The following is a 24,337-nucleotide window of genomic DNA, read 5'->3' as shown; positions in this document are numbered from 1 at the left end:
ATTCATTATACCTTTGATTTTAAAGAACGCCAAAATGACACATACAGCTATTTATTTTCCGCTTCCTGCTTGACGTGCTTGGAAGCCATCAGCAGCAGGCCGACTGCTATTGAAAGGCTGAGCATACTTGAACCACCGTAACTGAGAAACGGCAGCGGCACACCTGTCAGCGGAATCAGCCCCGAGACACCGGCCATGTTGATGAACGTCTGGATACCGATATAACTTGCCACACCGACGCAGATCAGTTTATAAAACAGCGATTTGGCAAGTGCGGCATAGAGAAAACCTTTGTAGACGATAAAGAACAGCAGAAAAATAACCACTAGCACGCCGACAAGGCCGAGCTCCTCAGCGATAACCGCAAAAATGAAATCGGTATGCGGCTCGGGCAGATAACCAAGCTTCATAATCCCGTTACCGAGCCCTCTGCCGAATAATCCGCCATTACCGATAGCAAGCAGTGAGTTGGACAGCTGGTAGCCGATCCCGCTTTCGTCCTTGAATGGATTCTGCAGCACTTCAAACCGCTGCGACTGGTGCTTCAGCAGCAAATGCCCGGTAAATAAATAAGTACCCAGCATAATCAGTCCGGTCACACCACCGACAATAGCCGCCATGATCATCATCGGCTTAAAAGCAATTCCGGCATACAAGAAGATGCAGGCAATAATCATCATGATCAGCATCATCGAACCAAAGTCAGGCTGCAGCAGGACAAGCCCTGAACAGAGACCGATCAAAACTAAAGGTGCCAGCAGATCGACGCTCATCTTGCTTAAGTTTTTCTTTTTGTCATAAATATAGGCAAGGTAGATGATGGTCACTATCTTCAAGAACTCAGAAGGCTGCAGACTCATCACTCCTAAGTTGATCCAGCTCTTTGCCCCGTTGATTTCTGTCCCTGCAATCAATGTCAGCAGCAGTATAAAAAGCATGACCACAATCGCGAACTGCTGGAAGCGCTTGTTTTTAATGATATTGATATGCATGAAGTAAGCCATAAAAAACACGATACCGAATCCGAGAATCACAGCGAACAATTGACGCACGTAGAAATAAGTAGAACTGACCGGACCGCTGCCGCCTGTCAGCATCCCTCTCGGCCCTGCCACAATACTGGCGCTGTAGATCATCACAAGACCGATCAGACAAAGAGCCACATAGGAAATCAACAATGTAAAATCAACATATTTCGAATACACTCTTATGTAATCAATAAATCTTTTAAGCTGGTACATCAATTCAATCACTCAATTCTAATAAAAAATAGTCTAAAGCGCCGGCTCTAGACTTCTATACATTCGTAAAAGCATCATGCAGCTTGGACAGTTCTTTTTCCAGACTGGACAGCAGTGCTTTCCCTACTTCTCTATCAATAAGACCCACTTTGACCGCAAAATCCACTTCACGGCTCAAACCAAACATCTGGGTATCCAGAACTTCTTCGTATAGCGGACATTGGGGCATTGTTAAGTTATCCATCTGCACTTTGATCAATTGCAGGATTTTATCTGCATCTTGATGTAGCTGGTCATATGCCTGTTGTTTATAATTCACTTCCTGCATAGACATACACCCCCGTTTATCATTCTATAATATAAAATTCTATATGAGCACCCGCTAAAAATCAAGCAAAATAGTGCTGTCCTTATGTTAGAATGGCTATGAAGGAGTGAATGAAATGATTATTCAGATTAAAGGCAATGTAAAGTTCCCTATCACACTCGATCCATCCACATGGATATTCGATGATAGAAAAGTCACTGTTGAAGAAATGGAACAAGGGAAGAAGACCGGAGTGGCACCGATCAAGTTCAAGGACAACCGGGAATGGAACCGTGATATTTTAGAAGGTGCTTCAAAACCGCCGACATTAAACTCTGAAAAGAAGTTCAAAAAGCAGGCACTGCTTGAAGGAACATTCGTCATCAATATGGAACCATTCTTTGTCAATGCGGAACCCGGGGAAGATGCAGCTGTCATCGCCCTGTCTAATGAAGAAACGACTGAAGAAATCGCACTGACTGATTTGACTGATCTTTACTTCCAGTTCTCAAAAGAAGGTAAACGCCTGTATCAAGACGGCATGGTCGATGCATTTGTCTATAATAACGGCTATAAGCAGCGCATCAATCATGTGACTGCTATCACTATTAAATAAGTGCTGAGCGCGACTCATTTAAAACTACACATAAAAAAGGAGACCTTTCGGTCTCCTTTTTTAGTTCGCAGTATGCTGTCTTTCTTTATGCAGTCGGTAGCGGTAAAGTCCGAGGACAATCGCCGCGATGATCAGACTTTCCCCGACCGGCAGAAATACTGCCAGGAAGTTCAGTATGATGCAGCCGAGAAACAGCATAATATAGATGACAACATTCTGCCAGAGCTTTAACTTTCTTGCAAATCCAAGGTTGTAGACGACAGCACTCAATATAAAGATGGCTATCAGCAAATACCACATTCCTGTACCCGGATGTTTGTCGACCTGAAATAATTTTGCCAGAAATGACATACGTTCGTCAGGATTCACGCTTACGCCTTTTGCCATCGCCAGAACAAAATTCATAGGATCACTCCTGTTCCTGTAATGCCGCTTTTTGCTTCTTCTGTTCTCTTTCGCGCTGCGCTTTATCCAATGTTTTCTTTCTCAGACGAATCGATTCAGGTGTGACTTCAAGCAGCTCGTCATCATTTAAGTACTCGAGCGCTTCTTCTAACGTCATGATACGAGGTTTTTTCATCGTCGTTGTCGCTTCTTTAGTCGCAGAACGGATGTTGTTTGCCGCTTTTACTTTTGTGATGTTGACCGTTAAGTCGTTGTCGCGTGAGTTTTCGCCGACAATCATGCCTTCATAGACTTCTGTTCCTGGTTCCATGAAGTTAGTCCCACGGTCTTCAAGGGCAAGAATCGCATAAGTACTCGCTACCCCTTTATCCATCGATACTAATACACCATTATGACGGCCGCCGATACGTCCTTTTAACAATGGACGGTATTCATCGAATGTATGGTTTAAAATACCATAGCCGCGTGTCATTGACATGAACTCAGTACGGTAACCGATCAATCCACGTGCCGGTACATTGAAGATCAGACGTGTCTGGCCGTTACCCGTATTAATCATATCGACCATTTCGCCTTTACGAGTACCCAGCGATTCGATGACTGACCCTGTATTTTCCTCAGGTACATCAATCTGCACGCGCTCGTATGGCTCATATTTCTTGCCGTCAATTTCTTTGACGATCACTTGTGGTTTAGAAACCTGCAGTTCAAATCCTTCACGGCGCATATTCTCGATGAGAATGGACAAGTGAAGTTCACCACGGCCTGATACAGTCCATGAGTCTGGTCCGACCGCTTCAACACGCAGTGATACATCTGTTTCAAGCTGAGATTCCAGACGGTCCTGGATATTTCTTGCTGTCACAAATTTACCTTCCTTACCTGCAAATGGAGAGTTGTTGACAGAGAATGTCATCTGCAGTGTCGGCTCATCGATGCGAAGAACAGGCAATGCTTCCTGATGATCAACAGGTGTCACTGTTTCACCGACGTTGATATCTTCCATACCAGATACGGCAATCAAGTCACCCGGATATGCTTTTTCAATTTCTACACGGCGCAGACCAAAGAAACCAAAGATTTTAGTGACACGGAAGTTTTTGACTGTTCCGTCAATCTTGATCAATGATACTTGCTGACCGACTTCCATCGTCCCGCGGAATACCCGGCCGATACCGATACGACCTACATAGTCGTTGTAGTCCAGAAGCGCAACCTGGAACTGCAGCGGTTCCTCGCGGTTATCAACTGGTGCAGGCACGTAGTCAAGAATGGTTTCATACAGGCTCTGCATGTTCTCATCCTGAGCCTCTGCATTCAGGCTGGCAGTACCATTAATGGCACTCGCGTAAACAACCGGGAAATCAAGCTGTTCGTCGTTAGCATCGAGCTCGATGAACAGGTCATATACTTCGTCAAGCACTTCAGCAGGACGTGCTGATGGTTTGTCAATTTTATTGACGACGACGACTGGTTTTAAGTTCTGCTCCAGTGCTTTCTTAAGAACGAAACGCGTCTGCGGCATTGTTCCTTCGTAAGCATCAACAACAAGCACTACACCATCAACCATACGCATAATACGTTCAACTTCACCACCGAAGTCCGCGTGTCCTGGTGTATCAAGAATGTTAATACGTGTTCCTTTATAGTCAATCGCTGTATTTTTCGCTAAAATCGTAATACCACGTTCTCTTTCCAGATCATTTGAATCCATCGCACGTTCTTCCACATGCTCGTTTTCACGGAAAATTCCGGATTGTTTAAGTAATTCATCTACTAATGTCGTTTTACCATGGTCGACGTGGGCGATTATGGCAATATTACGTACATCTTCTCTAAAGTTTGGCATATTGTATCCCTTTCACATGTACAGTTTATTATCTAACTGTGATATTATAGCATATATAACTCATATTTTCTATAAAGAGAGGTTTCTATGAAAAAAAGCAAATCCATATTTCTGTTCCTTGCGATTATGGCAGTGATCATGCTGATCGTCATTAGTGCGGGTATTGCTGAAGGCAGTATTCTCACTGTGATCATCGGCCTCCTGCTGTTTATCTCGATTTTCGGTATCGGCTTCACCCAGAAAAAAAAGTACAGAGAAAACGGCTGGCTGTAATTTTTGCTGAAAACTCATATTATCTCTGCAGAATTTGAAGAAAAAGCATCATTTCTTAAGAAATGGATGCTTTTTCTTTGTTTTTCATTAAAATCTGCAAGTTGCACTTTGTCTCTTTTCATTTTAAATTTTAATCATCAAATGAAAGGAGCACATTATGATCATTAAAGCACGAAGAAATTATAAGCAGGTTGAACTGCTGGAAGCACTCAAACACCGGACAGATTTAACGTCTCATCAGCTTGAACTGCTGCGCCATCTGAAAGAGACGACACTGCTCGAGCAGCATTTTGAGTTATACCTCAGCGCACTGGATATGGACAACATCGATGTCATCTGGCAGTTCAACTATTCGGATTATCACCAGGACGCCCTGATCAATCTCGTTCTTATTTCAAATGACGGAATTTATTTGTTCAAGCTGAATAATTATTCCGGCCTGCACTATATCAATCATCACGGCATGCTGGCTGACTACTTCACGGATGAAGTCAAAATTGATCTTGTCCATCTGAACTGTGTCAAATACAGTATTTACAATATACTGGATCCCCGCTTAAAACAGCTGCCTATCATCATTAAATGCGTCTGCCTGAATGACCGCTTCGCACTGGACGGTCATGCCTCCAAGCAGCACTTTCTATTCAAGAATGATATCGCGGCGTATCTGAGTCAGATTAAAGGCAGCCATAAAAAAAAACGAGAATTATTGCTGAGATGATTCATGATTTCCATCACGTCTCAGACAATATCTCGTTTCAATCAGTTAAAAAAGGACTGCGCTGCCCGTCCTGTCAACTCATCAGTGACTTTAACTGCCACCAGCGGCTGTTCCTCTGCCTGTCGTGCCGGACTATCATTTCAATTGATCAGTTATTTGTACAGGCGGCAAAAGAGTACTTATTAATCTATCCTGACAGAAAAATGACCAAATCCGCGATGTATCAATGGTGCAACAAAAAAATCCCGCCTGCTAAAATAGCACTGCTATTGAAACAGCATTTTAAAAATGAGGGGCGGACGAAAGGCACCTATTATCTAGAGCTGAACATTCCTTGATGCAGTTCTGTCAGTTCTTTCTCATAACGACTTAAATAGCCGCTGACAATTTCACGGTGCAGCTGCTGGTTTGCGACTATGATGGAGTTCGATTGCAGCGGATGGAGCGTTTCCCCCATCTGATTGCTGACAACAGCACCTGTTTCTTCAGCGATAATCATACCGCCTGCAAAATCCCAGGGGTGAAGCCGGAGTGTCATATAACTGTCGACAATTCCGACCGCGACAAATACAAAGTCCAGTGCCGCCGACCCATAGCTCCGTGCGCTTCTTGCATCTTTGACAATCGGTGTATAAACATCTTTTATCCAGTCTTTCGTCAGCCAGTTGGGATTCAAGGAAATAATTGACCGTTTAAGTGTTGTATCGGCCAGTGCTCCCAGCTTCATGTCATTTAAATAGGCGCCTTCACCCGCAATGGCATGATAAAGATTATCATTCATCACATCATAGACAAGACCCGCATATTTCTCGCCGTCTTTAAAGATGCCGATTGAAATAGCAAAGTTCTGCTGCTGATGGACGAAGTTCAATGTGCCGTCAATCGGATCGATGATCCAGACGACACCGTCCAGCGTATCAACTTCCTTACCATGGCCTTCTTCACCGATGATATGATGATCCGGATACGCTTGATTGATGCGCTCGACGAGCAGCTGTTCCGTTTCTTTATCCATATTTGTCACCAAGTCGTTCGGATTCGACTTGGTTTCAATCGTCAGCTCCAGCGCCAGTTTGTTTTTTATATTTTGACCTGCTTCATAGATGATCTGCTCTGCGAATTCATAAATCGTCATGTCGATTCCTCCCTGCAATAGTTTCATTATACATGACCGAACAGCCAATAAAAATTTATTCAACCTGCCTCTTATGATAAAATTAATGTGAATGGAGGGTATCATGGCTAACTATCATTTTACGACAAAAGATTTTGAAGTTTTTAATATTGACGGGCTTGAGCCAAGAATGGCAGCATTGATTGACCATATCAGGCCGAAGCTGAACAACCTCGGGACACATATGAGCGCATTTCTCACAGAACATACAGGTGACGTCTATTATCCGCATGTCGCTAAACATTTAAGACGTAAGACCAATCCGCCGAATGATACATGGGTCGCTTTTGCCACTCATAAACGCGGTTATAAGATGCTGCCCCATTTCCAGATCGGTCTATTCGGCTCGCATGCCTTCGTGCTGTACGGCGTCATTTATGAATCCCCTGAAAAAGCGAATGTAGCGGAGCTCTGGCAGCAGAAACAGCAGACACTACGCGCGCTGCCTGAAGACTTCATTATGAAGAAAGACCATATGAAGGAAGATTATACATTGATGCGCGATGTCACTGATGAAGAACTGACGGCTGCTGTCCGGCGCCTTAAAGAAGTTAAAAATGGTGAACTGCTGTTCGGTAAAGTATATCCGCCGGAACACCCGGCCTTAAAGTCTGACCAGGCATTCATCAATGAACTTGAAGAGACGTTCCTTAAACTGATCGACTTACAATAATCGATTCACCTATAAAAAGAGAGTATGCCTGCTGGACTTACCAGATGCATACTCTCTTTATTATCAATCTCTGTTGTTCATGCGGTTGTTATAATTCTCACGGCGTTCAATCGTCGCATCTTTTGTTTTATCGACGTATTTGACGCGGTCTCTATAAGCCTCTGATTCCTGCTGTACCGTGCCATGTTCTTGAGTCACTGGTTCAACCGTCTCATTGCGGCGTCCAGTCGTATCGACATAATCTGTAAGCTGTTCGGACGCCGGTTGACTCGTTGTTCGGGGCTCATAGTTGTCGTTGCGTTCACGGTCAAGCGATTCATCACGGTCAACGTAGACAGGTGCGGCTTCACGATGACGGTCATATGTGTCACGGCGATTATCATCGTGATAATCGTCGTTACGGATAACTTTGTTTTTTCTGATGAACAATAAAATAGCGGCAATCAGGAAGAACAAAGGAATCCAGAAAATAGCGAACATCGGTAATGTCAGTAATCCTGCAAGTAACAGCAGGACTCCCGCCGCTATTCTGTTCTTCATGGATAACAGGCCAATCAGACCGAGAATTAACGGCAGTGCCATGTAAGCAAGAACGTACCAGCCGGCCTCCAATATTAAATGGACGAATTCCTGCGGCGTCAAATTATTGTTCGCCATAAAGTCTCCGATTTGAGGATTGGAGGTGATCTGACGTTCTAATTCTGATGTCGCAGATTCCATGAAGTTCGGATCATTGCCCGATACTAAAAGACTGTAAAGTATAAAACCTGCGATAGCGAGCAGTGTCAACCAGGCAAGCCATCCGAATATTTTTTCGGGTATTCGGCTGACAGGTCGAACTGTCTGTGTATATTCTCTTTTTACCATAAATTCATCTCCTTAATCCATGTCGTTACTTCTCCATTACCCTGATGCCTGTATGGTTAATCATTTAACAGTCACTTCAGTGACATTTTGAACTTCAGGAACAGCTCGTTATACTCACCTATTTTTTCCTGACCCAGGTCTTCGTATACTTCGAGCTTATCTTTGACTGCTTGAGAAGGATAGAAGCGTTTGTCTTCTCTCACTTTCTTATCCAGCAGCTGATAACTTTTCATGTTCGGTGTGGCATAGCCGACCCACTCCGTGTTCTGTCTGCCATTTTTCTCGTCAAGCAGGAAATTGATGAACTTATGGGCACCTTCCACGTTTTGGGCTGTCTTCGGAATGACCATGTTGTCAAACCATAAGTTGGAGCCTTCTTTCGGGACGACAAAATCAAGATTTTCATTTTCCGTCATGATATCTGCCCCCATGCCGCTCCAGACGACTGCCACATCCGCTTCTTTCTGGACCATCATCGTATTGATCTCATCACCGACGACCCCTTTGACGTTAGGTGACAGCTTTTCGAGCTTTTCTTCTGCCCGCTTCAGCTTCGCAGTATTCGTCTCATTCAGCGATTCACCCATGCTGTTCAACGCAAATCCGATACCTTCACGGGCGCCGTCGACGATTAACACGTTATTTTTCAGTCGTTTATTCCATAAGCTGTTCCAGCTGGAGAAATCAATTCCTTTTGTGGCTTTCGGGTTATAGAGAATCCCTACCGTCCCCCAGAAATACGGCACTGAATATTTGTTCTCTTTATCAAAGTCAAGATTCATAAACGATGGGTCGATATTTTTCAAGTTAGGAAGCTGCTTGTGATCGATCGGAATCAGCAGATTGTCATCGGCCATCTTCTGGATCGCATATTCACTCGGGACAGCGATATCGTAATGCGTACCGCCATTTTTAATTTTAGCGAGCATAGACTCGTTGGAGTCAAACGTTTCATAGATGACGCGGATACCTGTCTCTTTTTCAAACTTTTTAAGCAGGGCAGGGTCCATGTACTCACCCCAGTTATAGACGTAGAGGACATTCCCTTTACCGGCTTTCGGCGGTGGATCAATAAACCTTGTGGAAAACAGCAGCAGCACCGCAATGAGCAGTGATACACCGATTAACTGCAGCAATCGTCTCATTTTAATACCCCCGCTTTCACTCTTCTACGGCGTTCTCGTCCGGTCGACAGGAAATAATAAATGATAATGATGATCATGACAATCAGGAAGAGCAACGTCGATAATGCATTGATCTCCATCGATATACCTTTTCGTGCCATTGAGTAAATCTCAACGGACAGCACACTGAACCCGTTACCTGTCACAAAGAAACTGACCGTGAAATCGTCCAGCGAATAAGTCAGCGCCATAAAGAAGCCTGCGACAGCACCCGGCATAATATGCGGAATAATGACCCGGGACAACGTCTGATACGTTGAAGCGCCCAGGTCGGTCGCCGCATTAATCATGGACTGCTTCATATCGTAGAGCTTCGGCAGCACCATCAGCACGACAATCGGCACACAGAAGGCGATATGAGACACGAGGACTGACCAGAAGCCAAGGCCGAGACCTGTATAGTGACCGATAACCGTGAACAGAATGAGGAATGAGGAACCGATGACGACGTCGGAACTGACCATTAAAATATTGTTCAATGTCAACAATCCGATTTTCAGCTGTTTATTGCGCATATAGTGAATCCCTAATGCGCCAAAGACGCCAATCAGCGTTGAAATGCTCGCTGCAATTAATGCGACGGCAATCGTGTTCATGATAATAACAAGCAGCCGCTTGTTCTCAAAAACCGCCTTATAATGATCGAGCGTAAAGCCTTTAAAGTGATTCATATTGCCGGCTGCATTAAAAGAATAATACATCAGAAAGAAAATCGGGAAATAGAGCAGCAATAAAGCGGCAGCGAGAAATAATTTGGCCTGTAGCTTCATCGGTTGTCCCTGCTTTCTTTATTGGTTTTAGTGATGACCATAACGAGTGCCATGGCCAGTATTAAGAAGACTGCTATTGTTGAGCCCATGCCGTAATTCTGCGTCACTAAAAACTGCTCTTCTATTGCCGTTCCTAAATTGACCACCTTGTTGCCGGCGATTAACCGCGTGATCATGAACAGGCTGAGCGCAGGAATAAAAGTGACCTGAATACCTGTTTTAACCCCTTCCCACGACAGCGGCATAATGACTTTCCTGAATGTTGTCCACTGGTCAGCCCCTAAGTCACGGGAAGCCTGCAGCAAGTTTTCCGGAATTTCATCCATGCTGTTAAAGATCGGGAGAATCATGAAGGGAATGTAAATATAGACGGAGACAATAATAAATGCCGCGTCCGTAAACAGCAGCTGTGATGCCGGCAGGTGCAGAGCACGCATGACGTCATTGACTGTGCCTTCTTTACTCAGTATGCCGATAAAAGCGTATGTTTTCAGCAGCAGATTGATCCATGTCGGCAAAATAATCAGCAGCAGCCAGAACTGCTTATTTTTAGTATTTCTCAGCGCAAGCGCCACTGGGTAGGCAATAATAAGGCAGATCACTGTAATGATCAGCGCATAGAAAAAAGACGATAATGTCATATCCAGATAGACTGGTGACAAAAAGTTCCGGTAGTTCTCAAGCGTAAAGTGATTGTCCATATCTTTAAAGCTCGTATAGCAGATCATCACGACCGGCATGATGATAAACAGGACAATCCACAGCAGATAAGGAATCAGAAAATAATTTTTGGCCCGACTCATGCGTTGACCTCATAAGACTCAATACGCGCATCAAACTCTTCTTCTGTCTCACCCGGCAGCATAATATGCACGGCCCGCTCATCAAATGTCAGTCCGACCGCTTCACCGATAGGCGCAGGTCTTGTCGAGTGACAGATCCATTCATGGCCGGTCGCATCGTACAGACAAATTTCATAATGGACGCCCCTGAACAGCTGAGAATCAACCCGCGCCGTCAATTTGCCGTTATCCACAGTCGTGATCTCAAGGTCCTCCGGCCGGATGACGATGTCAACCTGCGCATTCGCCGCAAATCCTTTATCGACGCACGTATAATCATTCCCATGAATATTCACGACATAATCTCTGACCATATAACCTTCAACGATATTGGATTCGCCGATGAAATCAGCCACATATTTATTGACCGGCTCATCATAAATATCATGCGGTGTGCCGCTTTGTTCAATACGACCATTGCGCATAACAAAAATATAATCACTCATCGCGAGCGCTTCTTCCTGGTCATGTGTGACGAAGATGAATGTAATACCGAGGCGCCGCTGAATTTCCCGCAGTTCATACTGCATTTCAGTTCTCAGCTTCAGATCAAGGGCACTCAGTGGTTCATCGAGAAGAATGACTTCAGGTTCGTTGACGATGGCTCTCGCAATTGCGACACGCTGCCGCTGTCCCCCGCTCATCTCATCAATACGGCGTTTTTCATAGCCTTCCAGTTTAACGAGTTTCAAGGCATCTTTCACTTTAGCAGCAATGTCAGCCTTACTCGCCTTTTTGATGCGCAGACCGAAAGCCACATTCTCATAGACATCCAAGTGAGGAAATAAGGCATAATCCTGAAAGACCGTGTTCACCTGGCGTTTGTTCGCCGGCACGTCATTAATACGTTGTCCAGCAAAATAAACATCGCCGGATGTCGGTTTCTCGAATCCTGCGATCAGTCTGAGAATCGTTGTTTTGCCGCAGCCGGATGGACCGAGCAGCGTATAAAACTTGCCTTGTTCAATGTCAAAATTGATATGATCAAGCACTTGATTACCATCATATACTTTTGAGATATTGTCAAATGTGATGAACTTCATACGTTCCTCCTATAAATATGATTCTGTCGCAACAATAAGCACTTCTGCCTCCTGCTGCTCTGCATTGAACAGCTGATGAGATTCATTGGCTTTAAAGTAAAAGCTTTCCCCGGTCCGTGCCTTGTATTCTTTTCTGCCGATTCTGATGGATGCACAGCCTTTCAGTACATACATAAAGCTCTCTGATAACGAAGGCTCAAACTTCTTATATTCAGCGCCTGACTTCAGCGTGATTATGACCGGTTCCATATCATATTCATTGGAATCCGGTACAAGCCAGTTGATGATATAGCCGTCGTCATATTCATCATATAACGTCTGCTCACTTTTCGGATAGTAAATTTTCTGCTGATAGAGCGTCTCATTAAAAAAGTCACCTGGCTCTGAGCCGAGCACTTCTAGAATGTTGAAGAATGTCTCCATCGACGGAGAACATAGATTGCGTTCAAGCTGTGAAATGTAACCTTTCGACAAATCGGTGCGTTCGCCGAGTTCTTCCTGCGTCAAGTTTTTTTGGCGTCGAAGATCTTTGATTTTCTTTCCTATATCCATATGACACCTCATTTTGTTTAATATATATAAACTAAAAGTTTAATATAATAATAAATTACCAAAAATGAGGCGAGAAAACAACATAATACTCAATTTTATGGCTTAAAGTTTAGGATGATGCTGTTTTATTGTGATAGATTTCGGATTGTCTTTCTTCAGCGCTTCTTTCATCGCTTTAACAACGATATAACCGTCATAGCCTGATGCTTTTTTAAAGTCCTTATAAATAGTATTTTCTTCTGCTTTTCCAGGGACGACGTGTTTAAAACGCTGATACCGGTCGTTCATTAAGGCCGGATCAATTTTTGATTCATAAGCTTCTTCGATACATGATAGAAAGTTAACGACATCAACCATTTCCTCCGGGCTCCAGCTTAAATCAATCGGATAACTATATTCCATTTCATTTCCTCCTTAAAAAAACGCCATTCTATAATAGAATAGCGTTTTCCGATATTTTTTTAAACCTAAAATTACATTGTGTGGATTGGGTGTCCAATTGCCACTTCAGCAGCTTCCATTGAAATCTCACCTAATGTCGGGTGCGCATGGATTGTCATTGCCATATCTTCAGCAGTCATCCCTGTTTCGATCGCTAAACCAAGTTCAGCAATGATGTCAGAAGCACCAGCGCCGGCAACTTGAGCACCGATCAACAGGCCGTCTTCTTTTAATGAGATCAATTTAACGAAACCGTCAGTCGCATTGATAGATAATGCACGGCCATTAGCTGCGAATGGGAATTTAGAAGCTTTGATCTCCAATCCTTCTTCTTTAGCCATTGCTTCAGTGTAACCTACAGTTGCCAGTTCAGGCTCAGTGAAACATACTGCAGGAATTGCTAAGTAATCCACTTCTGATTTTTCACCAGAAATTGCTTCAGCAGCAATTTTAGCCTCATAAGATGCTTTATGAGCAAGTGGAGGACCAGCAACGATATCACCGATTGCAAAGATATTGTCTACTGATGTACGGCCTTGTTTGTCCACGTCAATAAGACCGCGGTCAGACATTTTTAAGCCGAGCTCTTCCAGACCAAGTTCATCTGTATTAGGACGACGTCCAACAGTCACTAAGCAGTAATCCGCTTCCACTGTTTTAGTTTCGCCGGCAGCTTCATAAGTCACTTTAACACCGTTTTCTGATTCTTCAGCTGATTTAGCCATCGCTTCAGTAACGATTTCAACGCCTTTAGCTTTCAGGCCTTTTTTAACGATTTGAGTCATTTGTTTCTCGAAACCGCCTAAAATATCTTTCGCACCTTCTAAAATTGTTACTTTAGTGCCAAAGTTAGCATAAGCTGTTCCAAGCTCTGAACCGATATATCCGCCACCGACTACAACTAAGCTTTCAGGAATTTCCTGAAGTGCAAGTGCGCCTGTAGAATCGATAACACGCTTGTTGAATTTGAAGTTAGGAATTTCGATCGGGCGAGAACCTGTTGCGATGATCGCGTTTTTGAACGTATAAGTTTGTGAAGATTTTTCAGTCATCACTTTCAGGTTGTTCTGATCGACGAAGTACGCTTCCCCTTGAACAACTTCTACTTTACGGCCTTTAAGCAATGAACCGACGCCGCCTGTCAATTTGTTAACAACGCTGTTTTTGAATTCCTGAACTTTAGTGAAATCTACTGTGACGTTGTCAGCAGAAATACCCATGTCTTCAGAATGTTTCGCTGTTTCATAGCGGTGTGAAGCTGATAATAAAGCTTTTGAAGGGATACATCCGACGTTCAGACATACACCGCCAAGAGAAGCTTTCTCAACGATTGTTACTTTTTGACCTAATTGTGCTGCACGAATTGCTGCAACATAACCGCCAGGACCTGCACCGATAATTATAGTATCTGTTTCAATTGGAAAATCGCCTACTACCATTTTTTACCCCTCCATTAATAATAATTCTGGATTATTTAACAAACGTTTAATATGGTTCATTGCATTTTGAGCAGTCGCGCCATCGATTTGACGGTGGTCAAAGCTGAGTGATAATGCAAGAACTGGTGCTGCAACGATTTCGCCGTCTTTAACGATCGGTTTCTGTGCAATACGGCCGATACCTAAAATCGCTACTTCAGGATGATTGATGACCGGCGTGAACCATTGTCCACCAGCTGAACCGATATTACTAATTGTACATGAAGCACCCTTCATTTCGCTAGCTTGAAGTTTACCGTCACGTGCTTTTCCTGCTAACTGATTAATTTCGTCAGAAACTGCGAAGATTGATTTGCGATCCGCATTTTTAACGACTGGTACTAACAGACCACGTTCTGTATCTGCTGCAATACCGATGTTGTAGTAATGTTTTTGTACGACTTCATCTGTTGCATCATCAATAGAAGTGTTTAAAGCAGGGTAAGCTTTCAATGCTGATACTAATGCTTTGACCACATAAGGTAAGAACGTTAATTTAATACCTTGTTCAGCTGCCACATCTTTGAATTTTTTACGGTGATTCCATAACGCTTCAACATCAATTTCATCCATTAATGTTACGTGAGGCGCTGTATGTTTAGAGTTAACCATCGCTTTAGCGATTGCTTTACGCATTGCAGGGATTTTTTCACGAGTCTCTGGGAACTCGCCTTCCGGAGCTGCAATCGGTTGTTTTTGTTCAGCCACTTGTTCAGTCGCTTCTTTAGCTGGTGCTGCATCTACTTGTGGCGTTACAGCTGGAGTGCCGCCATTTTTGTATGCTTCGATATCTTCTTTAAGCACACGGCCGTTTTTGCCTGTACCTTGTACAGCTTTAATATTGACGCCGTTATCGCGGGCAAATTTACGTACAGATGGCATAGCGATAACACGACGGTTGTCGTCTACTTCAACGTCAGCAGTAGCTGCTGTAGTTTCTTTCACTGTTTCTTCTTTAGCAGGTGCTTCCGCCGGCTGTTCTTCTTTAGCTTCTTCACCATGTGCATCTGATGCCGGTGCGTCAGGAGAGTCAATTGTTACAATGACATCACCTAAGTTAGCCACTGTGCCTTCTTCAACGACTACTTTCTCAACTGTACCTGAGACAGGAGAGGGAATTTCGACTACTGACTTATCATTTTGTACTTCGCAAAGAATATCATCTTCCTGAATCGTATCGCCCGATTTAACGAACCACTTAACAATCTCACCTTCAAAGATACCTTCACCAAGTGCTGGTAATTTAAATTCAAATGCCACTATAGGTTCCTCCTAAATATTCCGTAATATTAAAATGGAGAAAGGTAACAACCATTGCTACCTTTCAATCAAACTCTTTTTTAGAATTCTAAAGTTTTCTTAGCTGCTTCGACAATATCCGTTTTGTTTGGAAGCCAGACGTTCTCAGCCTGTGTAAATGGATAAGCAGTATCAGCTGCAGATACGCGGGCAATAGGAGCTTCTAAACTCAATACAGCACGTTCAGAGATTTCTGACACAACGTTCGCGCCGACCCCTGCTTGTTTTTGAGCTTCCTGTACGACAACAACACGGCCTGTTTTTTCAACTGAGGCAATAATTGTCTCAATATCAAGCGGCTGGATTGTACGCAGGTCAATTACTTCAACAGAATGACCGTCTTTCGCTAACTCTTCAGCTGCTTTCAATGATTCTTGAACCATTGCACCGTAAGTAATGATAGAAAGGTCAGTTCCTTCTTGTTTCACTGCTGCTTTGCCCAGTTCCACTGTGTACTCTTCTTCAGGTACTTCTTCACGGAATGAACGGTATAATTTCATATGCTCCAAGTAGACAACTGGATCATTGTCACGAATTGCTGAGATCAATAGACCTTTAGCATCGTATGGGTTTGATGGAATAACCACTTTAAGACCCGGTGTCTGAGCCATTAAACCTTCCAGGTTATCAGCGTGAAGTTCAGGTGTATGAACACCGCCGCCGAATGGTGCACGGATTACAACCGGAGCAGGCTTAGTGCCGCCTGAACGGAAATTCTGACGCGTTAACTGAGCCGCAATTGAATCAAATACTTCGAAGACGAAGCCGAAGAACTGAATTTCCATAACCGGACGGAAGCCCGTCAATGTTAAACCGACTGCCAATCCACCGATACCTGATTCAGCAAGCGGTGTATCGAACACACGGTCTTCACCGAATTCTTTTTGAAGTCCTTCAGTCGCACGGAATACACCACCGTTGACACCAACGTCTTCACCGAATACAAGAACGTTTTCGTCATTTTTTAGTTCAGTTTGAAGTGCATTAGTTATTGCTTGAATCATTGTCATTTGTGCCATGACTTACTTCGACTCCTTCTCTTTATAAATTTCATATTGCTCTTTTAAGTTAGCAGGCATTTCTCCTGAGTACATAATCTCAGCTAATTGAGAAACCGTTTGTTTTGGAGTCGCATCTGCTTCTTTAATCGCATTTTTAATGTCTTCTTTCGCACGTTCCATAACTTCGTTTTCTTTCTCTTCATTCCATAGACCTTTAGCTTCAAGGAATTTACGGAAACGAACTAATGGGTCTTTTTTGATCCATTCAGCATCATCATCTGAAGTTCTGTAACGAGTCGGATCGTCACCTGCCATTGTATGTGGACCGTAACGGTAAGTCATAGTCTCGATTAATGTCGGACCATCACCCGCGATTGCACGTTCACGCGCTTGACGTGTCACTTCGTAAACCGCTAAAACGTCCATGCCATCTACGACGATACCAGGGATACCTGCTGCTACTGATTTTTGAGCTAATGTTTTAGCAGCTGTCTGTTTGTCACGTGGTGTAGAGATCGCATAGTTGTTGTTCTGGATGACAAAGATTGCCGGTGCTTTAAATGCAGATGCAAAGTTGATACCTTCATAGAAGTCACCTTGTGAAGAACCGCCGTCACCTGTATAAGTGATAGCTACTGCCTGTTGACCGCGTTTTTTCAGACCAAGTGCGACACCTGCTGTCTGTACGTACTGCGCACCGATAATGATTTGTGGCGCTAATGCATGCATTCCTTCAGGGAACTGACTTCCTACAAAGTGACCACGCGACCATAAGAATGCTTTAGTCAACGGAAGACCCTGCCAGATTAATTGCGGGACGTCACGGTAACCCGGTAAAATCCAGTCTTCTTTTTCAAGTGCATAGTGAGAGCCAAGTTGGGATGCTTCCTGACCAGCTGTCGGTGCATAGAACCCAAGACGGCCCTGGCGGTTAAGAGAGATAGAACGTTGATCAAGAACACGTGTCCAGACCATTCTTTCCATTAATTCAACTAACTGCTCGTCTGTTAAGTCCGGCATAAATGCCTCATTTACTACATTACCATCTAAATCTAATACTTGAACAAGTTCAAACTTAGACTCGATTTCATTAAGAACTGCTACTGCATCGAATGGTGCTTGTTTCTTCGAAGCCATTCAATTCACCAAACCTTTCGGATTTAATATAATTTCTTTACTAAACTATTCTATCATATATCTGTAGTAGTGTTAAATAAAAAACTTTAAACGTTTTACATTATAACTATCAACCGTTTAATAAACTGTATTAGTATTTATTTATCATCTGTTATATATCAAAAAATTTTTTATTCGACTATTCGTTCAATCGATCAACGACATCTTTTTTCTCTTTTTCGAGCGCTTTGGAATTATTGTTGTATACTGTTGTCAGCTGCTGAAATTTTTTCGTTGTTTCGCCCAGCTGATCTATTTTTTCGTTGACAATTTGACCGGCTGGCTGAGGCTGCTGTAAATAGCTGAAAATATTCCGCTCTTTAGCGAGAATGTCTTCATAGGCTGTCATCAGCTGCGCATGCGTGCTGTATTTCTTCTCCATCTTATCGATGATATCCTGCGCTTCGTTTTTATTCTGCTGATCGGCGATGGCCTTAGCGAGCGGCAGCGACTTTTTGAATGCTGCTTCAGACGCTGCAATAGCCTCTTTCTCCTCTGTAATGACTGCTTTCCGATTATCAGCGTTCTGTGCGAGTTTCTTGGCAGTGGCATGAATTTCATTCAAAGTGCCTTTATTGATTTTTTCAAACATCTGCACTTTTTCATTCTCAAGCCGGCTTAACTTGTCACTTGTCTCGACAATCGGCTTTTCTTTCTCATTCGCTAGTTCAATCTGCTTGTAGAATGATTCAAGCTGCTTGTTTTCATTGCCGCAGGCTGCGAGCAGCAGCACTGATAAACAGACAGCTGTTTTATACATTGGCATCATCATACCTCCTTGTGATTTCTATCTTATAGTAGCTTTTTTTATTTAGTGATTCAATCATTAGGTGGAACAGCGATTTGCTCTCTGTTATATTATTATCAAGGAGTGATAACATGTTAACGATGAAAGATATTATTCGCGACGGCCATCCGGGCCTCCGCACAAAAGCAGAAGACGTCAGCCTTCCGCTCAGCACTGAAGATCGGCAGACGATTGACGATATGCTTGACTTCCTTATAAATAGTCAGGACGATGATATCGCAGCCAAGTATCAGCTCCGCAGCGGCGTCGGCCTTGCTGCGCCTCAGCTGAACATCAATAAAAGAATGCTCGTCATCCATTTCTTTGATGACAAGAAGAACAATTATATTACCCATCAGCTGATCAATCCAAAAATTATCAGCCACAGCATAGAAAAAAGCTATCTGCCGCAAGGTGAAGGATGCTTGAGTGTCGATGAAACCATCCCGGGGCTTGTCCACCGCTATGCCCGTATTACAGTGAAAGGCTACAATCCTGAGGGCAAGGAAGTGAAGCTGCGCTTAAACAGTTTTGCCGCTATCGTCGCCCAGCATGAAATCGACCATTTAAACGGTGTGATGTTTTATGACCATATCAATCATGACGATCCATTCAAGCCTGAGCCTAACGCATCACCTGTCGAATAACTGAGGAAGCCGCCGGAAATAAAATTCCTGGCGGCTTCTTTCGGTTATCCAGTCTCTTTAAGTATTAAATAAAGACATCTGTCCGTTCATTGAACGATAGATTATTGTCTCTCAAAAATTTCTCCAGCTGGTTCATCTCTTCAATATTCAGCCATTCCGGGTCTTTGTTATGTGCTGCGAGATGAGGGTCCTTATTGTCATGAGTGTCAGGGAAATAAACATAAGTCATCACGACTTCACCGCCCCGTCTATTGAACTCAACATGGCTCAATGATTTAGAGGGATGATTAAATTCTTTTTGAATCTCCTCTTTAATTCTTGCTACGTTTGCCATAATGATCATCCTTTATCTGTTTTCTATCGTCTATCCTATATCATCTGCAGCTGTTTGAAAGCTTTGTATATCCCGTCATCATCTACATGAGCAGTGATGTAGTCAGCGGATGCTTTCAATCCATCAACTGCATTGCCCATCGCTATACCGATACCGGCCCACGCTATCATCTCAAAATCGTTGTTCCCGTCCCCTACTGCAATACAGTCCTGCTGAGCGATACCGAGCTTTTCTGCGAACTTCTTGATCCCTTCAGCTTTCGAGCCGCTGCTCGGCACAACATCACGGCTCACTTCGTGCCAGCGGTAAAATTTCAGCGCGTCATACTGATTGTCGTAGAGTACATCATCGCTCGCCTCGTGGAATATTAACGCCTGATAGATCGGATGACGTTCAAAATATTCAGCTTCAAAGCGCGGATGGTTTATTTTAATTGAGGACAGACTCTTTTCTATATGCTCATGATGATTGACGTTTGATACCATATCATTATGCGTGAAATAGACCATCGGATGCTCCCGCTCCGCTGCCTGCTCCTCAAGCTGCCGCAGCGCTTCAATATCGAGCGGATTTTCATGAATCACTTCATTATTATAGACAACATATTGGCCGTTGAAAGAGACAAAGTTATGTATTTCTGTATCACGGCATACTTTCTCGAGCGTAAACGGTGCTCTACCGCTTGCGATAGCGAGAATGTGTCCATTCGCTTTCAACTGCCGAATCGCCTGATGGGTGGCTTCAGGTATTTCCGTCCTGCTGTTATAAATTGTTCCATCTACATCAAAAAAGATTAATTTCCTCGTCACTTTACCGCCTCCATATTTTATAATCATACAAAAGATTAACGTTAAACTCTAGTTTTTAAGTTAAAGGCTTTACACTCGCTTCTTACTTCATGTAAAATAACAGTACTCATACATTTATATAAATGTCTTGTACGGTTTGAATTGGCCCTAGACTAGCTAGGGCATTCTTTATGTGATTTCAATAAATTAGGAGGCTATATAATGGCAATTTTTAAAGTATTTTATCAAGAGGACAGAAGTGAAGTCATCATCCGCGAAAATACGCACGTCAAATATTTCGAAGCAGAAACTGAAGAACAAGTGAGAAAACATCTATCAGATCGCCCTTACAATATCGAATTTGTTCAGAAACTGGAAGGTGCTCATCTTGCATATGAAGAAAAAGCACCAAGTTATAACGTGGAGACAATCTAATGAATCTTCTCCAAAAAAATGAGGTAGGCGTATTTGCGCTGGGTGGTATGGGCGAAATCGGTAAAAACACCTATGCAGTAGAATACCAGGATGAAATCGTTGTCATTGACGCAGGAATTAAGTTCCCTGAAGACGAGCTTCTTGGTATTGATTATGTCATACCTGACTATTCTTATCTTGTGGCGAACAAAGATAAGATTAAAGGCTTATTCATTACGCATGGTCACGAAGACCATATCGGCGGCGTGCCATTCCTGCTGAAACAGCTGAACATTCCTATTTACGGCGGACCGCTTGCTTTAGGGCTGATCAGAAATAAGCTGGAAGAACACCATCTGTTAAGAACTGCATCATTAAATCCGATCAACGAAGACAGCGTGTTTGAATTCAATCACCTGAAAGTGTCATTTTATTTGACGACACACTCCATTCCTGAGGCATACGGCGTTGTTGTTGAGACACCGGAAGGTAAGATTGTGCATACCGGTGACTTCAAGTTTGACTTCACACCGGTCGGCGCACCGGCGAACATTGCCCGCATGGCTGCGCTTGGTGATGAGGGCGTACTCTGTCTGCTGTCTGACTCAACTAATGCAGAAGTCCCGAATTTCACCATCAGTGAGCGTGAAGTCGGACAGAACGTTGAACAGATTTTCAGAAAATGTACCGGCCGTATTATTTTCGCGACATTCGCCTCTAATATATACCGTGTTCAGCAGGCGATTGAAGCGGCTGTCAAGTTTGACCGTAAGATTGTCATCTTCGGGCGTTCAATGGAGAACAATATTAAGATCGGCATAGAGCTCGGCTACATTAAAGTGCCGCCTGAAACGTTTGTAGAAGCGAATAAAATCAACGGCATACCAAAGCATAAGCTGCTTATTCTTTGCACCGGTTCTCAAGGGGAACCTATGGCTGCGCTGTCTCGTATCGCTAATGGTACACATAGGCAGATCAGCATCATCCCTGATGATACTGTTATCTTCTCTTCTTCACCGATACCGGGCAATATTCGCAGCGTCAACCGGACCATCAACGCGCTCTATAAAGCAGGTGCTGATGTCATCCACGGTAAGCTGTCAAATATTCATACATCGGGTCACGGGTCACAGGAAGAGCAGAAGTTAATGCTGAGACTTATCAAACCGAAGTTTTTCATGCCGATTCACGGTGAATACCGTATGCAGAGTCTTCATGGTAAGCTCGGTATCGATTGCGGCGTTCATCCTGACAATGTGTTCATCCATGAAAACGGTGAAGTGCTGGCACTGACTAGAAATTCCGCGAGAACAGCAGGCCAAGTGCAGTCAGGTGACATACTGGTTGATGGCAGTGGTATCGGTGACATCGGCAACGTCGTCATCAAAGACCGTAAAATATTATCGGAAGATGGTCTGGTGATTGTCGTCGTCAGCATTGACTTTAAAACGAAGCAGCTGCTTGCAGGACCTGACATCATCTCACGTGGATTTGTCTATATGCGTGAATCCGGTCATTTAATCTACGATGCACAGCGCCGCTTGAAGCGCGTCGTCATCGAAAAGCTGAACAGCACTGAAGCAGTCGAATGGCATCATATTAAAAATGCCATCGCAGAAGAACTATCACCTTATCTTTATGAGAAGACAGAACGTAAACCAATGATTCTGCCGATGATTATGGATGTTAAACAATAATAAACAGCCCTCCCTGAGTACTCAGGGAGGGCTGTTTATTATAAGAATGCTTGATAATCAGTCTTAATCGTTCGCTATTTTTTTCTCAAAGCGGTTCAGATCGTTATCGTGACCAATGACAATCAGTATATCACCGCGTTCAATCACTTCATACGGATCCGGTGATACGAGTATTTCCTTGCCTCGTTTCACGGCGATAATATTCAGTCCATAGTTGGCCCGGACATCCAGGTCTAAAATCGTATTGCCCTGTAACGTTTCCCCTGCCCGTATTTCCACGATGGAATACTGGTCAGAAAGCTCCAGGTAATCGAGCACCGAAGCACTCGCAAGGTTATGCGCGATACGTCTGCCCATATCTCGTTCCGGATGAACGACAGTATCTGCGCCAATTTTATTGAGCACTTTGGCATGATAATCATTCTGAGCTTTCGTCGTGACTGTCTTGACTCCTAAATCCTTAAGAATCAATGTCGTCAAAATACTCGCCTGAATATTATCACCGATAGCAACGATGACATGATCGAAGTTCCGGATGCCGAGACTTTTAAGCACCGCTTCGTCTGTTGTATCAGCGATGACCGCGTGCGTTGCGATATCTGCGTATTCATTAACCCGCGCCTCGTCGTTGTCAATCGCCATGACGTCGACCCCTAAAGCGTTTAACTCACGAACAATACTTCCCCCAAATCGACCGAGGCCGATCACTACAAACTCTTTCTCCATATGAACCTCCGTTACTTCTTGTTACCTTTGACATAATCTGCGTCAAAGATAAATAATCTTAATAATAATAGTAATGAAGGAACAAGTAAAAGTAAACCTAAAATAAATACGATGACAAGTGCAATGGCCATGTTATCGTTGACGACTGCTTTATTGATATTGACATATGGATATAAAATGTAAGGAAGTTTGCTTAATCCATAGCCGAAGAATGCGAGTGCGAACTGGATCATAATCATGATAAACGCCACTCCATGATTTCTTTTCAGCAGTATCAGAATGAGTGCTGCCAGAAAGAAGACGATACTCAGTGCAAACAGCCACCAGTAATGCGTGAGTGCTGTGTTAAAGTGCTGTGCATTATGCTGCCGGAGACTCAAGAAGACAAACTGGCAAATAATAAGCATCGGGCCCGCCCATATTAAAAACCACTGGCGCATCAGCCGGTAAGCTGCCGTGTCCCCTGCTTTATGCGCATAATACGTTAAAAATCCTGACGAAATATACAGCACAGAGATGATGGCAAGAAAAACAACGGCCCATGAATACGGACTCATCAACAGTTCCAGCCAGTTGAGCATGACTCCTTTATCCGTCTTCTCAATAAAACCACCTTCTGAAATCGTTAAGACGGTTGAGAATGCCGCCGGAATTAACAGTCCTGTCATCCCGTACAGGAAAATCCATGCGAACTTGGAATCTTTGCCGTATGTTTCAAAAGCATAGAAGCCGCCACGGATAGCCAGCAGAATGAGCGCCACTGTTCCTGGAATCAACAACGTTGAACCGAAGTAGTAAGCCGTATCCGGGAAAAAGCCGACGATTCCTACAAAGAAGAATACGAGGAAGACGTTCGTCACTTCCCATACCGGATTAAGGTACCTTGACACTAGACTGCTGATCATATGGTCCTGCTTTGTAATCTTTGCATACAGCATGAAAAATCCTGCGCCGAAGTCAATAGCTCCGATAATAATATAACCGTACAGGAAGGTCCATAACACAGTAATACCAATATGCTGATAATCCATA

The 24,337-nt window shown here is 43.6% G+C and carries 29 protein-coding genes; 8 read left to right on the top strand and 21 right to left on the bottom strand.

Translation table 11 applies throughout. The annotated features are described in order from the left end of the window. Window positions 1-47 precede the first annotated feature (47 nt). Together KFV11_RS04065 and KFV11_RS04060 are read right to left on the bottom strand one after the other, a co-directional pair. Entirely contained in the window at window positions 48-1,241 is a 1,194-nt protein-coding gene (locus KFV11_RS04065) for an FtsW/RodA/SpoVE family cell cycle protein (protein WP_149458349.1), read from the bottom strand. A gap of 55 nt (window positions 1,242-1,296) precedes the next feature. Further along, entirely contained in the window at window positions 1,297-1,569 is a 273-nt protein-coding gene (locus KFV11_RS04060; protein WP_149458232.1) for an Fpa/YlaN family protein, read from the bottom strand. A gap of 118 nt (window positions 1,570-1,687) precedes the next feature. Here KFV11_RS04060 and KFV11_RS04055 point away from each other — a divergent pair, with 118 nt between their 5' ends. Next, window positions 1,688-2,164 carry a hypothetical protein gene (locus KFV11_RS04055; protein ID WP_149458348.1) on the top strand — a complete coding sequence of 159 codons (477 nt, stop codon included), beginning with the start codon at window positions 1,688-1,690 and terminating at the stop codon, window positions 2,162-2,164. Between the two features lie 60 nt (window positions 2,165-2,224). Here the strand turns inward: KFV11_RS04055 and KFV11_RS04050 are convergent, their stop codons facing one another. Next, the gene (locus tag KFV11_RS04050; protein ID WP_149458231.1) at window positions 2,225-2,569 is read right to left on the bottom strand and encodes a YlaH-like family protein; all 345 of its coding nucleotides are present in this window, start codon (window positions 2,567-2,569) and stop codon (window positions 2,225-2,227) included. 4 nt (window positions 2,570-2,573) lie between these two features. Beyond that, window positions 2,574-4,418 (bottom strand): translational GTPase TypA, encoded by a 1,845-nt coding sequence (gene typA, locus KFV11_RS04045; RefSeq protein WP_149458230.1) that lies wholly within the window; start codon window positions 4,416-4,418, stop codon window positions 2,574-2,576. Between the two features lie 87 nt (window positions 4,419-4,505). On the opposite strand from typA, the gene KFV11_RS04040 reads away from it, so the two are divergent. From KFV11_RS04040 to KFV11_RS04030, 3 genes are all read left to right on the top strand, one after another. Further along, window positions 4,506-4,691: a DUF5325 family protein gene (locus tag KFV11_RS04040; RefSeq protein ID WP_149458229.1), complete on the top strand. Its 186-nt coding sequence runs from the start codon at window positions 4,506-4,508 to the stop codon at window positions 4,689-4,691. A 157-nt stretch (window positions 4,692-4,848) separates the two neighbouring features. Continuing rightward, window positions 4,849-5,412 carry a hypothetical protein gene (locus KFV11_RS04035; protein ID WP_254250409.1) on the top strand — a complete coding sequence of 188 codons (564 nt, stop codon included), beginning with the start codon at window positions 4,849-4,851 and terminating at the stop codon, window positions 5,410-5,412. Next, on the top strand, window positions 5,409-5,750 hold the full coding sequence (locus KFV11_RS04030) for a hypothetical protein (RefSeq protein ID WP_254250408.1): 342 nt from the start codon (window positions 5,409-5,411) through the stop codon (window positions 5,748-5,750). The genes KFV11_RS04035 and KFV11_RS04030 overlap by 4 nt, the downstream gene beginning before the upstream one ends. Here KFV11_RS04030 and KFV11_RS04025 read toward each other — a convergent pair. After that, window positions 5,726-6,547 (bottom strand): inositol monophosphatase family protein, encoded by an 822-nt coding sequence (locus tag KFV11_RS04025; RefSeq protein ID WP_254250407.1) that lies wholly within the window; start codon window positions 6,545-6,547, stop codon window positions 5,726-5,728. The two genes, KFV11_RS04030 and KFV11_RS04025, sit on opposite strands and share 25 nt — an antisense overlap. Window positions 6,548-6,650: 103 nt before the next feature. Between KFV11_RS04025 and KFV11_RS04020 the strand changes: the two genes are divergently transcribed. Beyond that, window positions 6,651-7,259 (top strand): YktB family protein, encoded by a 609-nt coding sequence (locus KFV11_RS04020; RefSeq protein ID WP_254250406.1) that lies wholly within the window; start codon window positions 6,651-6,653, stop codon window positions 7,257-7,259. 63 nt (window positions 7,260-7,322) lie between these two features. Here KFV11_RS04020 and KFV11_RS04015 read toward each other — a convergent pair whose 3' ends face one another. The 12 genes from KFV11_RS04015 to KFV11_RS03960 form a co-directional block, all read right to left on the bottom strand. Beyond that, window positions 7,323-8,126 carry a DUF4064 domain-containing protein gene (locus tag KFV11_RS04015; RefSeq protein WP_254250405.1) on the bottom strand — a complete coding sequence of 268 codons (804 nt, stop codon included), beginning with the start codon at window positions 8,124-8,126 and terminating at the stop codon, window positions 7,323-7,325. A gap of 71 nt (window positions 8,127-8,197) precedes the next feature. Then, window positions 8,198-9,271: an ABC transporter substrate-binding protein gene (locus KFV11_RS04010; protein ID WP_254250404.1), complete on the bottom strand. Its 1,074-nt coding sequence runs from the start codon at window positions 9,269-9,271 to the stop codon at window positions 8,198-8,200. Continuing rightward, window positions 9,268-10,080, bottom strand: coding sequence for an ABC transporter permease (locus KFV11_RS04005; protein ID WP_149458223.1), 813 nt, complete (start codon window positions 10,078-10,080; stop codon window positions 9,268-9,270). Before KFV11_RS04005 ends, KFV11_RS04010 begins: the two co-directional genes overlap by 4 nt. Continuing rightward, entirely contained in the window at window positions 10,077-10,883 is an 807-nt protein-coding gene (locus tag KFV11_RS04000) for an ABC transporter permease (protein WP_149458222.1), read from the bottom strand. The genes KFV11_RS04005 and KFV11_RS04000 overlap by 4 nt, the downstream gene beginning before the upstream one ends. Next, window positions 10,880-11,965, bottom strand: a complete 1,086-nt coding sequence (locus KFV11_RS03995; RefSeq protein ID WP_149458221.1) for an ABC transporter ATP-binding protein — start codon at window positions 11,963-11,965, stop codon at window positions 10,880-10,882. The genes KFV11_RS04000 and KFV11_RS03995 overlap by 4 nt, the downstream gene beginning before the upstream one ends. Window positions 11,966-11,974: 9 nt before the next feature. After that, window positions 11,975-12,517 (bottom strand): helix-turn-helix domain-containing protein, encoded by a 543-nt coding sequence (locus tag KFV11_RS03990; RefSeq protein ID WP_149458220.1) that lies wholly within the window; start codon window positions 12,515-12,517, stop codon window positions 11,975-11,977. A gap of 102 nt (window positions 12,518-12,619) precedes the next feature. Beyond that, on the bottom strand, window positions 12,620-12,919 hold the full coding sequence (locus tag KFV11_RS03985) for a UPF0223 family protein (protein WP_254250403.1): 300 nt from the start codon (window positions 12,917-12,919) through the stop codon (window positions 12,620-12,622). Window positions 12,920-12,990: 71 nt separating this feature from the next. Continuing rightward, window positions 12,991-14,397, bottom strand: coding sequence for a dihydrolipoyl dehydrogenase (gene lpdA, locus KFV11_RS03980; RefSeq protein WP_149458218.1), 1,407 nt, complete (start codon window positions 14,395-14,397; stop codon window positions 12,991-12,993). A 3-nt stretch (window positions 14,398-14,400) separates the two neighbouring features. Beyond that, window positions 14,401-15,696, bottom strand: coding sequence for a dihydrolipoamide acetyltransferase family protein (locus KFV11_RS03975; protein ID WP_149458217.1), 1,296 nt, complete (start codon window positions 15,694-15,696; stop codon window positions 14,401-14,403). A gap of 80 nt (window positions 15,697-15,776) precedes the next feature. After that, window positions 15,777-16,754 (bottom strand): alpha-ketoacid dehydrogenase subunit beta, encoded by a 978-nt coding sequence (locus tag KFV11_RS03970; RefSeq protein WP_149458216.1) that lies wholly within the window; start codon window positions 16,752-16,754, stop codon window positions 15,777-15,779. 3 nt (window positions 16,755-16,757) lie between these two features. After that, window positions 16,758-17,873 carry a pyruvate dehydrogenase (acetyl-transferring) E1 component subunit alpha gene (pdhA, locus tag KFV11_RS03965; protein WP_149458215.1) on the bottom strand — a complete coding sequence of 372 codons (1,116 nt, stop codon included), beginning with the start codon at window positions 17,871-17,873 and terminating at the stop codon, window positions 16,758-16,760. Window positions 17,874-18,051: 178 nt separating this feature from the next. Next, window positions 18,052-18,678, bottom strand: a complete 627-nt coding sequence (locus KFV11_RS03960) for a YkyA family protein (RefSeq protein ID WP_170234506.1) — start codon at window positions 18,676-18,678, stop codon at window positions 18,052-18,054. A 113-nt stretch (window positions 18,679-18,791) separates the two neighbouring features. Between KFV11_RS03960 and def the strand changes: the two genes are divergently transcribed. Further along, window positions 18,792-19,346, top strand: coding sequence for a peptide deformylase (gene def, locus KFV11_RS03955; RefSeq protein ID WP_149458213.1), 555 nt, complete (start codon window positions 18,792-18,794; stop codon window positions 19,344-19,346). A 64-nt stretch (window positions 19,347-19,410) separates the two neighbouring features. On the opposite strand, the gene KFV11_RS03950 is transcribed toward def, so the two are convergent. Both KFV11_RS03950 and KFV11_RS03945 read right to left on the bottom strand, forming a co-directional pair. Then, entirely contained in the window at window positions 19,411-19,680 is a 270-nt protein-coding gene (locus KFV11_RS03950) for a hypothetical protein (protein WP_149458212.1), read from the bottom strand. Between the two features lie 35 nt (window positions 19,681-19,715). Next, window positions 19,716-20,489 carry a Cof-type HAD-IIB family hydrolase gene (locus KFV11_RS03945; RefSeq protein WP_254250402.1) on the bottom strand — a complete coding sequence of 258 codons (774 nt, stop codon included), beginning with the start codon at window positions 20,487-20,489 and terminating at the stop codon, window positions 19,716-19,718. Between the two features lie 201 nt (window positions 20,490-20,690). On the opposite strand from KFV11_RS03945, the gene KFV11_RS03940 reads away from it, so the two are divergent. Further along, window positions 20,691-20,903, top strand: a complete 213-nt coding sequence (locus KFV11_RS03940) for a DNA-dependent RNA polymerase subunit epsilon (RefSeq protein WP_149458210.1) — start codon at window positions 20,691-20,693, stop codon at window positions 20,901-20,903. Next, window positions 20,903-22,579: a ribonuclease J1 gene (gene rnjA / locus KFV11_RS03935; RefSeq protein WP_254250401.1), complete on the top strand. Its 1,677-nt coding sequence runs from the start codon at window positions 20,903-20,905 to the stop codon at window positions 22,577-22,579. The genes KFV11_RS03940 and rnjA overlap by 1 nt, the downstream gene beginning before the upstream one ends. A gap of 63 nt (window positions 22,580-22,642) precedes the next feature. Here rnjA and KFV11_RS03930 read toward each other — a convergent pair whose 3' ends face one another. Together KFV11_RS03930 and KFV11_RS03925 are read right to left on the bottom strand one after the other, a co-directional pair. Continuing rightward, window positions 22,643-23,305, bottom strand: coding sequence for a potassium channel family protein (locus tag KFV11_RS03930; RefSeq protein WP_149458208.1), 663 nt, complete (start codon window positions 23,303-23,305; stop codon window positions 22,643-22,645). A gap of 11 nt (window positions 23,306-23,316) precedes the next feature. Next, the gene (locus KFV11_RS03925) at window positions 23,317-24,336 is read right to left on the bottom strand and encodes a cytochrome d ubiquinol oxidase subunit II (protein WP_254250400.1); all 1,020 of its coding nucleotides are present in this window, start codon (window positions 24,334-24,336) and stop codon (window positions 23,317-23,319) included. Window position 24,337: the final 1 nt, after the last annotated feature.

It is taken from the genome of Macrococcus equipercicus, from assembly GCF_024205945.1.
Taxonomy (GTDB): Bacteria; Bacillota; Bacilli; order Staphylococcales; family Staphylococcaceae; genus Macrococcus; species Macrococcus equipercicus.
The sequence above is the reverse complement of the archived record's forward strand: the minus strand, read 5'-3'. Positions and strand labels throughout refer to the sequence as shown.

Bases quoted from the DNA above. Each gene is read 5' to 3' on its own strand.
- KFV11_RS04065 (WP_149458349.1), bottom strand. From the start codon at position 1,241: ATGTACCAGCTTAAAAGATTTATTGATTACATAAGAGTGTATTCGAAA.
- KFV11_RS04060 (WP_149458232.1), bottom strand. From the start codon at position 1,569: ATGCAGGAAGTGAATTATAAACAACAGGCATATGACCAGCTACATCAA.
- KFV11_RS04050 (WP_149458231.1), bottom strand. From the start codon at position 2,569: ATGAATTTTGTTCTGGCGATGGCAAAAGGCGTAAGCGTGAATCCTGAC.
- typA (WP_149458230.1), bottom strand. From the start codon at position 4,418: ATGCCAAACTTTAGAGAAGATGTACGTAATATTGCCATAATCGCCCAC.
- KFV11_RS04040 (WP_149458229.1), top strand. From the start codon at position 4,506: ATGAAAAAAAGCAAATCCATATTTCTGTTCCTTGCGATTATGGCAGTG.
- KFV11_RS04035 (WP_254250409.1), top strand. From the start codon at position 4,849: ATGATCATTAAAGCACGAAGAAATTATAAGCAGGTTGAACTGCTGGAA.
- KFV11_RS04030 (WP_254250408.1), top strand. From the start codon at position 5,409: ATGATTCATGATTTCCATCACGTCTCAGACAATATCTCGTTTCAATCA.
- KFV11_RS04025 (WP_254250407.1), bottom strand. From the start codon at position 6,547: ATGACGATTTATGAATTCGCAGAGCAGATCATCTATGAAGCAGGTCAA.
- KFV11_RS04020 (WP_254250406.1), top strand. From the start codon at position 6,651: ATGGCTAACTATCATTTTACGACAAAAGATTTTGAAGTTTTTAATATT.
- KFV11_RS04015 (WP_254250405.1), bottom strand. From the start codon at position 8,126: ATGGTAAAAAGAGAATATACACAGACAGTTCGACCTGTCAGCCGAATA.
- KFV11_RS04010 (WP_254250404.1), bottom strand. From the start codon at position 9,271: ATGAGACGATTGCTGCAGTTAATCGGTGTATCACTGCTCATTGCGGTG.
- KFV11_RS04005 (WP_149458223.1), bottom strand. From the start codon at position 10,080: ATGAAGCTACAGGCCAAATTATTTCTCGCTGCCGCTTTATTGCTGCTC.
- KFV11_RS04000 (WP_149458222.1), bottom strand. From the start codon at position 10,883: ATGAGTCGGGCCAAAAATTATTTTCTGATTCCTTATCTGCTGTGGATT.
- KFV11_RS03995 (WP_149458221.1), bottom strand. From the start codon at position 11,965: ATGAAGTTCATCACATTTGACAATATCTCAAAAGTATATGATGGTAAT.
- KFV11_RS03990 (WP_149458220.1), bottom strand. From the start codon at position 12,517: ATGGATATAGGAAAGAAAATCAAAGATCTTCGACGCCAAAAAAACTTG.
- KFV11_RS03985 (WP_254250403.1), bottom strand. From the start codon at position 12,919: ATGGAATATAGTTATCCGATTGATTTAAGCTGGAGCCCGGAGGAAATG.
- lpdA (WP_149458218.1), bottom strand. From the start codon at position 14,397: ATGGTAGTAGGCGATTTTCCAATTGAAACAGATACTATAATTATCGGT.
- KFV11_RS03970 (WP_149458216.1), bottom strand. From the start codon at position 16,754: ATGGCACAAATGACAATGATTCAAGCAATAACTAATGCACTTCAAACT.
- pdhA (WP_149458215.1), bottom strand. From the start codon at position 17,873: ATGGCTTCGAAGAAACAAGCACCATTCGATGCAGTAGCAGTTCTTAAT.
- KFV11_RS03960 (WP_170234506.1), bottom strand. From the start codon at position 18,678: ATGCCAATGTATAAAACAGCTGTCTGTTTATCAGTGCTGCTGCTCGCA.
- def (WP_149458213.1), top strand. From the start codon at position 18,792: ATGTTAACGATGAAAGATATTATTCGCGACGGCCATCCGGGCCTCCGC.
- KFV11_RS03950 (WP_149458212.1), bottom strand. From the start codon at position 19,680: ATGGCAAACGTAGCAAGAATTAAAGAGGAGATTCAAAAAGAATTTAAT.
- KFV11_RS03940 (WP_149458210.1), top strand. From the start codon at position 20,691: ATGGCAATTTTTAAAGTATTTTATCAAGAGGACAGAAGTGAAGTCATC.
- rnjA (WP_254250401.1), top strand. From the start codon at position 20,903: ATGAATCTTCTCCAAAAAAATGAGGTAGGCGTATTTGCGCTGGGTGGT.
- KFV11_RS03930 (WP_149458208.1), bottom strand. From the start codon at position 23,305: ATGGAGAAAGAGTTTGTAGTGATCGGCCTCGGTCGATTTGGGGGAAGT.
- KFV11_RS03925 (WP_254250400.1), bottom strand. From the start codon at position 24,336: ATGGATTATCAGCATATTGGTATTACTGTGTTATGGACCTTCCTGTAC.